Source organism: Nocardioides sp., assembly GCF_016462705.1.
In the GTDB taxonomy this organism is placed as follows: domain Bacteria; phylum Actinomycetota; class Actinomycetes; order Propionibacteriales; family Nocardioidaceae; genus Nocardioides.
The window spans coordinates 18,646-27,098 of record NZ_JAEMSS010000039.1; the positions used below are offsets into that span (position 1 = coordinate 18,646).

8 protein-coding genes are annotated in these 8,453 nt (G+C 72.0%); all 8 read left to right on the forward strand.

What is annotated here, in order from left to right:
- Positions 1 to 50: 50 nt before the first annotated feature.
- A complete protein-coding gene (locus JHD21_RS07220) occupies positions 51 to 665 on the forward strand; it encodes a TetR/AcrR family transcriptional regulator (RefSeq protein WP_292672866.1) in 615 nt (204 codons plus the stop codon).
- The gene (locus tag JHD21_RS07225) at positions 662 to 1,465 is read left to right on the forward strand and encodes a TIGR03084 family metal-binding protein (protein ID WP_292672867.1); all 804 of its coding nucleotides are present in this window, start codon (positions 662 to 664) and stop codon (positions 1,463 to 1,465) included. Before JHD21_RS07220 ends, JHD21_RS07225 begins: the two co-directional genes overlap by 4 nt.
- Entirely contained in the window at positions 1,462 to 3,183 is a 1,722-nt protein-coding gene (locus JHD21_RS07230; RefSeq protein ID WP_292672869.1) for an acyclic terpene utilization AtuA family protein, read from the forward strand. Before JHD21_RS07225 ends, JHD21_RS07230 begins: the two co-directional genes overlap by 4 nt.
- Complete coding sequence (locus JHD21_RS07235) at positions 3,180 to 4,316, forward strand: acyl-CoA dehydrogenase family protein (protein WP_292672871.1); 1,137 nt, start codon at positions 3,180 to 3,182, stop codon at positions 4,314 to 4,316. Before JHD21_RS07230 ends, JHD21_RS07235 begins: the two co-directional genes overlap by 4 nt.
- Positions 4,313 to 4,783: an SRPBCC family protein gene (locus JHD21_RS07240; RefSeq protein ID WP_292672872.1), complete on the forward strand. Its 471-nt coding sequence runs from the start codon at positions 4,313 to 4,315 to the stop codon at positions 4,781 to 4,783. The genes JHD21_RS07235 and JHD21_RS07240 overlap by 4 nt, the downstream gene beginning before the upstream one ends.
- Complete coding sequence (locus JHD21_RS07245; RefSeq protein WP_292672873.1) at positions 4,780 to 6,360, forward strand: acyl-CoA carboxylase subunit beta; 1,581 nt, start codon at positions 4,780 to 4,782, stop codon at positions 6,358 to 6,360. Before JHD21_RS07240 ends, JHD21_RS07245 begins: the two co-directional genes overlap by 4 nt.
- Entirely contained in the window at positions 6,357 to 8,267 is a 1,911-nt protein-coding gene (locus JHD21_RS07250; RefSeq protein ID WP_292672874.1) for a biotin carboxylase N-terminal domain-containing protein, read from the forward strand. Before JHD21_RS07245 ends, JHD21_RS07250 begins: the two co-directional genes overlap by 4 nt.
- Positions 8,264 to 8,453 (forward strand): acyl-CoA dehydrogenase family protein (locus JHD21_RS07255; RefSeq protein WP_292672876.1); only part of this gene is annotated, 190 nt, incomplete at its 3' end. The genes JHD21_RS07250 and JHD21_RS07255, both read left to right, overlap by 4 nt.

Genomic DNA, 8,453 nt, shown 5'->3' on the forward strand with positions numbered 1-8,453 from the left:
CAGTTAAAGTCAGGCTTGACTGTTTGTTGCTGGCCGACCATGCTGTGCCCGTGACCCAGGCACCGGTGCGCGTCCGCCAGGAGGAGCGCACCCGGGCGATGCGCGCCAGGCTCCTGGAGGCCACCGTCGAGCTGCTGGTCGAGCGTGGCTTCAGCGGGACCTCGACGACCCTGGTCAGCGAGCGGGCCGGGGTGAGCCGCGGCGCTCAGCTGCACCACTTCCCGACCAAGAACGACCTGGTGGTCGCCGCGGTCGAGCACCTGACCGAGGTCCGGGGGGCCGAGCTCGCGGCCGCGGCGAAGGCCCTGCCGGCCGGGGCGAAGCGGACCCGCGCGGTCCTGCAGATGCTGGGGGACCACTTCGCCTCGCCGGTCTTCACCGCCGCCCTCGAGCTGTGGGTCGCGGCGCGCACCGACGAGACCCTGCTCGCCGCCGTCGCCCCGCTGGAGCAGCGGGTCGGACGCGAGACCCACCGGCTCACCGTCGAGCTGCTCGGCGCCGACGAGTCCGAACCCGGTGTGCGCGAGCTCGTGCAGGCCACCCTCGACCTGGTCCGCGGCCTCGGGCTCGCGAGCACCATCACCGACGACGCCCGCCGGCGTCGCCGGATCCTCGACCAGTGGGCCCGCACCCTCGACGCGGCCCTGAAGAAGGCAGCGGCATGAGCGACCTCCTGACCAGCCTCCTCGACGACCTCGAGGCCGAGGGTGACCAGCTCCGCGAGACAGTGGACCGGCTCGCCGAGGACGGCTGGCACACCGCCACTCCCGCGGCGGGCTGGACCGTCGCGACCTCGGTGGCGCACCTCCTCTGGACCGACGAGGTGGCGGTGCTGGCCGCGCACTCGCTGTGCGGTGACCAGGACAAGGCCGCGTGGGACGACGTCGTCCTCGCCGCCATCGCCGACCCGCACGGTTTCGTCGACGCCGGCGCGCACGAGCTGGCCGCCCTGCCCCGCGACGAGGTCCTCGCCCGGTGGGGCGCCGGCCGCGCAGCGCTCCGCCAGGCCCTGACCGAGGTGCCCGAGGGCAGCAAGATGCCGTGGTTCGGGCCCCCGATGTCGCCCGCGTCGATGGCGACGGCGCGGTTCATGGAGACCTGGGCGCACGCGCTGGACGTCTACGACGCGGCCGGCTCGCGGCCGGAGCCCACGGACCGGATCAAGCACGTCGCGCACCTCGGGGTGCGCACCCGCAGCTACGCCTACTCCGTGCGGGAGGAGCCGCCGCCGGCCGAGGAGCCCCGGGTCCAGCTGACCGCGCCCAGCGGCGAGACCTGGGCGTGGGGACCCGAGGATGCCGCCCAGACCGTCACCGGGTCGGCGTACGACTTCTGCCTCCTCGTGACCCAGCGGGTGCACCGCGACGACACCGACCTGGTCGCCGTCGGCCCCGACGCCGAGCACTGGCTGCGGATCGCCCAGGCGTTCGCGGGTCCCGCCGGACCGGGGAGGGACGCGACGTGACGGAACCACTGGTCGTGGGCAACTGCTCGGGCTTCTACGGCGACCGCCTCTCGGCGATGCGCGAGCAGCTGGAGGGCGGGCGGCTCGACGTCCTCACCGGCGACTACCTGGCCGAGCTCACCATGCTCATCCTCGGCAAGGACACGATGCGGGATGCGTCCCTGGGCTACGCGCGGACCTTCGTGCGCCAGCTCGAGGACTGTCTCGGGCTCGCTCTCGAGCAGGGCGTGAAGATCGTCAGCAACGCCGGCGGTCTCAACCCGGCCGGGCTGGCCTACCGGATCCGGGAGGTGGCGAAGGGCCTCGGCCTCGACCCGGCCGTGGCGCACGTGGAGGGCGACGACCTGCGGCCGCTCGACCTCTACGAGGGGGCGCTCACCGCCAACGCCTACCTCGGGGGGTTCGGCATCGCGGCCGCGCTCACCGCCGGCGCCGACGTCGTCGTCACCGGCCGGGTGACCGACGCGAGCGTCGTGGTCGGGCCGGCGGTCGCGCACCACGGCTGGACGACCGCGTCGTACGACGAGCTGGCCGGCGCGGTGGTCGCCGGCCACGTCATCGAGTGCGGCACCCAGGCCACCGGCGGCAACTTCTCCGGGTTCCGCCAGCTGATCCAAGCCGGCATGGACCCGGCGCGACCGCTGGGGTTCCCGATCGCCGAGGTCGCGGCCGACGGATCGAGCGTCATCACCAAGCACGACGGGACCGGTGGCGCGGTCACCGTCGACACGGTCACCGCCCAGCTGGTCTACGAGATCCAGTCGGCCCACTACCTCAACCCCGACGTGACCGTCGACCTCGGCTCGATCCGGCTGCACCAGGACGGTGTCGACCGGGTCGCGGTGACCGGGGTGCACGGGGACCCGCCCCCCGAACGGCTCAAGGTCTGCGTCAACGAGCTCGGTGGCTTCCGCAACCAGGTCGAGTTCGTGCTCACCGGCCTCGACGTCGAGGAGAAGGCGGAGTGGGTCCGCAGCCAGCTGGCTCCGGCCCTCACCGCACGGGAGGTCGCCTGGTCCCGGGCGGCCGCACCCACGCCGGACGCGGACACCGAGGAAGGTGCCTCGACCCTGCTGCGCTGCACCGTGATGGACCCCCAGCCCGACGCCGTGGGAAAGGCGTTCACCGGGCCGGCCGTCGAGCTCGCCCTCGCGTCCTACCCGGGCTTCACGATGACCACGCCGCCGCAGCAGCCCACGCCGTACGGCATCTACCGACCCGAGTACGTCGAGCGGGCGCTGGTGCAGCACACCGTGGTGCACCCGGACGGCAGGCGTGAGGTCGTCGCCGACCCGACCGAGTTCTCCGACCCCGATCCGGCGGCCGGGCGGCGGGCCTCGCCCTACCCCGCCCCCGCGGACTCGCTCAACCGTCGCGCGCCGCTGGGGACGTTCGTGCACGCCCGGTCCGGCGACAAGGGCGGCGACGCGAACGTCGGGCTCTGGGTCGTCAACGACGGCGACCCGCGCCGGGCGGCGCGGGTGACCTGGCTGGCCAAGTTCATGAGCCCACGCAAGGTCCGCGAGCTGGTGCCCGAGGCGGCCGACCTCGACGTCGAGGTCTACGTGCTGCCGCACCTCGGCGCGGTCAACGTGATCATCCGCGGACTGCTCGGCCAGGGCGTGGCCGCGTCCACCCGGTTCGACCCGCAGGCCAAGGGACTCGGCGAGTGGCTGCGCTCCCGGGTCGTGCACATCCAGGAGGACCTGCTCTCATGACCAACCCGATCCGGGAGCTCGGCACCGAGTTCGTGCGCCGCGAGGTCGCGCCCCACCTCCAGGAGTGGGAGGACGCCGGCTCGATCCCGCGCGAGCTGCACCGGGCGGCCGGCAAGCAGGGGCTGCTCGGGCTCACCTTCCCGGCCGAGGTGGGCGGCGAGGGCGGCGCCGCCATGGACTCCGTGGACCTCCAGGAGGCGATGTTCGCCGCGGGTGCGTCGAGCGGCCTGATGGCCGGGCTGTTCACCTCCGGCATCGCGCTGCCGCACATCGTGGCTTCCGCCAGAAATGGGCAGAGCGCCGATCTGATCGACCGGTTCGTGCGGCCGACCCTGGCCGGCGACAAGATCGGCTCGCTCGCGATCACCGAGCCGGGTGGTGGGTCGGACGTGGCCGGTCTGCGCACCACGGCGGTGCGGGACGGGGACTACTACGTCGTCAACGGCGCCAAGACGTTCATCACCAGCGGCGTCCGCGCCGACTTCGTCACGACCGCCGTGCGCACCGGTGAGCCCGGCCACGCCGGCGTCTCGCTCCTCGTGGTCGAAGCCGGGACGCCCGGGTTCACCGTCGACCGGTCCCTGCGCAAGATGGGCTGGCACTGCTCCGACACCGCCGAGCTGTCCTACGTCGACGTCCGGGTCCCGGTCGCCAACCTGGTCGGCGAGGAGAACACCGGCTTCTACCAGATCGCCGAGCAGTTCGTGGTCGAGCGGATCGCGCTCGCCGTGCACGCCTACGGGATCGCGGCGCGGTCGTTGGATCTGACGGTGGCCTACTGCCGGGAGCGCGAGACGTTCGGCAAGCCGCTCATCGCCAACCAGGTGGTCCGCCACCAGCTCGTCGAGATGCGCCGGCAGGTCGAGGTGGCGCGGACCTACACCCGGGCGGTCGTGGATCGGCACGTCGCCGGTGAGGGCGTGATCGCCGAGGCCTGCCTCGCCAAGCAGACCGCCTGCGACGCCGCGACGTACGTCTGCGACCGAGCAGTCCAGCTGCACGGCGGCACCGGATACATGCACGGCACCGAGGTCGAGCGGCACTACCGCGACGCCCGCATCCTGCCGATCGGCGGGGGCGCGACCGAGGTGCTCACCGACCTGGCCGCACGACTGATGGGGTACACGGCATGAGCCTGTTCGCACCGCTGAGCGGCGAGGTGTCGCTGCACATGGAGGCGCCGCCGGAGAAGGTGTGGGCGCTGGTCAGCGACGTCACCCGGATCGGTGAGTTCTCGCCGGAGACCTTCGAGGCGAGGTGGACCCGTGGGTCGACCGGGCCCGAGGTGGGCGCGTCGTTCAAGGGGCACGTGAAGCGCAACGGTGTCGGGCCGACCTACTGGGCGCCGTGCCAGGTCACCAAGTGCGTGCCGAACGAGGTCTTCGAGTTCGCCGTGGGCACTGACAGCGTGACCGCCAACAACTGGGGCTACCGGCTGGAGGCCGAAGGCAGCGGCACCCGGGTGACGGAGTACTTCCGGCTCGAGCCGGTGCTGCCGATGCGGCTCTACTGGGCGCTGCTGGGGCACCTGCGCGGCCGTACCAACGAGAAGGGCATGCGCACGACGTTGGAGCGGATGAAGGCGGTCGTCGAGGCATGACGGCCACCCAGACCAACCGCGAGGCGATGCTCGACAAGCTCGCCGCGCTCGACGTCGAGAACGCCAAGGCGGTGCAGGGCGGTGGGGAGAAGTACGCCGCCCGCCACCACGAGCGCGGCAAGCTGCTGCCCCGCGAACGCATCGAGCTGCTCGTCGACGAGGGCTCGGCGTTCCTCGAGCTCTCGCCGCTGGCCGGGTGGGGCTCCGACTTCGCCGTCGGCGCCAGCGTGGTGACCGGCATCGGGGTGGTCGAGGGCGTCGAGTGCATGATCACGGCCAACGACCCGACCGTGAAGGGCGGCGCCAGCAACCCCTGGACGGTGAAGAAGATCTTCCGGGCCTCGCAGATCGCCGAGGAGAACGGGCTGCCCAGCATCTCGCTGGTCGAGTCGGGTGGCGCCGACCTGCCGACCCAGAAGGAGATCTTCATCCCCGGCGGCAAGCTGTTCCGCGACATCACCCGGTCGTCGGCGGCCAAGCAGCCGACCATCGCGCTGGTCTTCGGCAACTCCACCGCCGGCGGGGCCTACGTGCCGGGCATGTCGGACTACACGGTGATGGTGAGGGAGCAGGCCAAGGTGTTCCTCGGTGGTCCGCCGCTGGTGAAGATGGCGACCGGCGAGGAGTCCGACGACGAGTCGCTGGGTGGCGCCGAGATGCACGCCCGCACGTCCGGTCTGGCCGACTACCTCGCCGAGGACGAGCGGGACGCCATCCGGATCGGCCGGCGCATCGTGGCCCGCCTCAACTGGCGCAAGGCGACCTCGACCACCGCGGAGTACGCCGAGCCGGACGCCGACCCCGACGAGCTGCTCGACCTGATCCCGGCCGACCTCAAGGAGCCGTTCGACCCGCGCGAGGTGATCGCCCGGATCTGCGACGGCGTCTCGCCCACCAACGGGACGGTCTTCGACGAGTTCAAGCCGCTCTACGGCTCCTCGCTGGTCACCGGCTGGGCCAAGCTGCACGGCCGGCCGATCGGCATCCTCGCCAACGCGCAGGGCGTGCTGTTCAGCGAGGAGGCGCAGAAGGCGACCCAGTTCGTCCAGCTCGCCAACCAGACCGACACCCCGCTGCTGTTCCTGCACAACACGACCGGCTACATGGTCGGCAAGGAGTACGAGCAGGGCGGGATCATCAAGCACGGCGCGATGATGATCAACGCGATCAGCAACTCCACGGTCCCGCACCTCAGCGTGATCATGGGCGCGTCGTACGGCGCCGGCAACTACGGCATGAACGGCCGCGCGTTCGACCCGCGGTTCCTGTTCACCTGGCCGTCCGCCAAGTCCGCCGTGATGGGGCCCCAGCAGCTCGCCGGGGTCCTGGAGATCGTCGCCCGCCAGTCCGCCGAGTCCAAGGGCGAGGTGTTCGACGCCGAGGAGTTCAAGGGCATCAAGGAGATCGTGGAGGCCCAAATCGAGGAGCAGTCGTTGCCGTACTTCCTGTCAGGCATGCTCTACGACGACGGCGTCATCGACCCGCGGGACACCCGCACCGTGCTGGGCATCTGCCTGTCGGTGATCGAGAACAAGCCGTACGCCGGCACCGACCGGTTCGGGGTGTTCCGCCCGTGATCACCCGACTCCTCGTCGCCAACCGGGCCGAGATCGCGTCCCGGGTCTTCCGCACCTGCCGCACGCTCGGCATCGAGACGGTGGCGGTCCACTCCGACGCCGACGCGCTGCTGCCCTACGTCCGTGAGGCCGACGTGGCGGTCCGGCTGCCCGGCAACACCCCCGCCGAGACCTACCTCGACGTCGAGGCCGTGCTGGCTGCGGCGAGGAGGTCCGGCGCGGACGCGATCCACCCCGGCTACGGCTTCCTGTCGGAGAACGCGGCCTTCGCGCGCGCCGTCGAGGCGGCGGGCCTGACCTGGGTCGGCCCGACGCCCGAGTCCATCGAGGCGATGGGTTCCAAGATCGGCGCCAAGGAGCTGATGCGCGCGGCCGGCGTGCCGGTCCTCGAGGCCCCGGCGGAGCCGACCGAGGCGGACCTGCCCCTGCTGGTGAAGGCGTCGGCCGGGGGCGGCGGCCGCGGCATGCGGGTCGTGCGCGCACTGGCCGACCTGCCGGGGGAGGTCGCGGCCGCCGAGGCCGAGGCCGCCTCCGCCTTCGGGGACGGCACCGTCTTCGTCGAGCCGTACGTCGAGCGCGGCCGGCACGTGGAGGTGCAGGTCGTCGGCGATGGCCGCGGCGACGTGCTCGTGCTCGGCGAGCGTGACTGCTCGGTGCAGCGACGGCACCAGAAGGTCGTCGAGGAAGCTCCGGCACCCCACCTTCCCGAGAGCGTCCGGGCCGCCCTGCTCGAGGCGGCGCGGGCCGCGGCCGCGGCCGTCGACTACCGGGGTGCGGGGACCGTGGAGTTCCTCTACGACCCCGCGGCCGAGCGGTTCTTCTTCCTGGAGATGAACACCCGGCTCCAGGTCGAGCACCCGGTCACCGAGCTGGTGCACGGCGTCGACCTGGTGGCGCTGCAGATCGCTGTGGCGGAGGGTGGCTTCGACACGCTCGCCGCGCTCGCGGCTCAACCACCGGCGGAGGGGCACGCCATCGAGGTGCGGCTCTACGCCGAGGACCCGGCGGCGGACTACCAGCCGCAGAGCGGCGTGCTGACGACGTTCGAGATCCCCATCGAGCCCGGCATCCGCGTGGACACCGGCTTCGAGTCCGGGAGCCAGGTGTCCACGCACTACGACGCGATGCTCGCCAAGGTGATCGTGCACGCGCCCACCCGGGAGCAAGCCGCCCGCCGGCTGGCCGGCGTGCTGTCGCGGGCGAGGATCCACGGCCTGGTCACCAACCGCGACCTGCTCGTCAGCATCCTGCGGGACGAGGAGTTCCTGGCCGGCGCCATCAGCACGGCCTTCCTGGAGAAAGAACGTACGCACGCTTCTTCCGCTGGGGACCCCCAGGTGGCCGCCGCGATCGCGCTGGCGGAGCGGGCGGGTGCGGCGCGTACCGTCCAGCGTGGCATCCCGGTCGCCTGGCGCAACGTGGTCTCCCAGCCGCAGGTCACCGAGTTCGCGGACGGCACCCGGGTCGAGTGGTGGGGGACCCGCGACGGGTACGCGATCGACGGAGTCACGGTGGTCGAGGTGCGAGGCACGCGCCCCGAAGCCACCGTCACCCTCGAGGCCGACGGCGTCCGCACGACGTACGCCGTGAGCGTGAACGGCGACGCGGTGGACGTCGACTGGCCCGGCGGCCACGTCGCCCTGAAGGTGACCCCGCGGTTCGTCGACCCCGCCGACGCGGTCGCCACGGGCAGCCTGCTGGCACCGATGCCCGGCACCGTCGTCAGCGTCACGGCGGAGGTCGGCCAGCAGGTCGAGGCCGGGCAGACCGTGCTCGTCCTGGAGGCCATGAAGATGCAGCACCGCGTCAACGCGCCGTACGCCGGCGTGGTGAGCGAGATCGACGTCAAGCCCGGCCAGCAGGTCGCTGCCGGGGAAGTGCTCGCCGTAGTTGAGGAGAACGAATGACCGTCGCGTTCAGCGAGTCGGAGGAACGCCAGGCCCTGCGCAAGGAGGTGGCGAAGCTCGCCTCCAAGTACGGCCGCGAGTACTTCACCGAGAAGGCCAGGTCCGGCGGCAAGACCACCGACCTGTGGCTGGAGATCGGCAAGAACGGCTACCTCGGCATCAACATCCCCGAGGAGTACGGCGGCG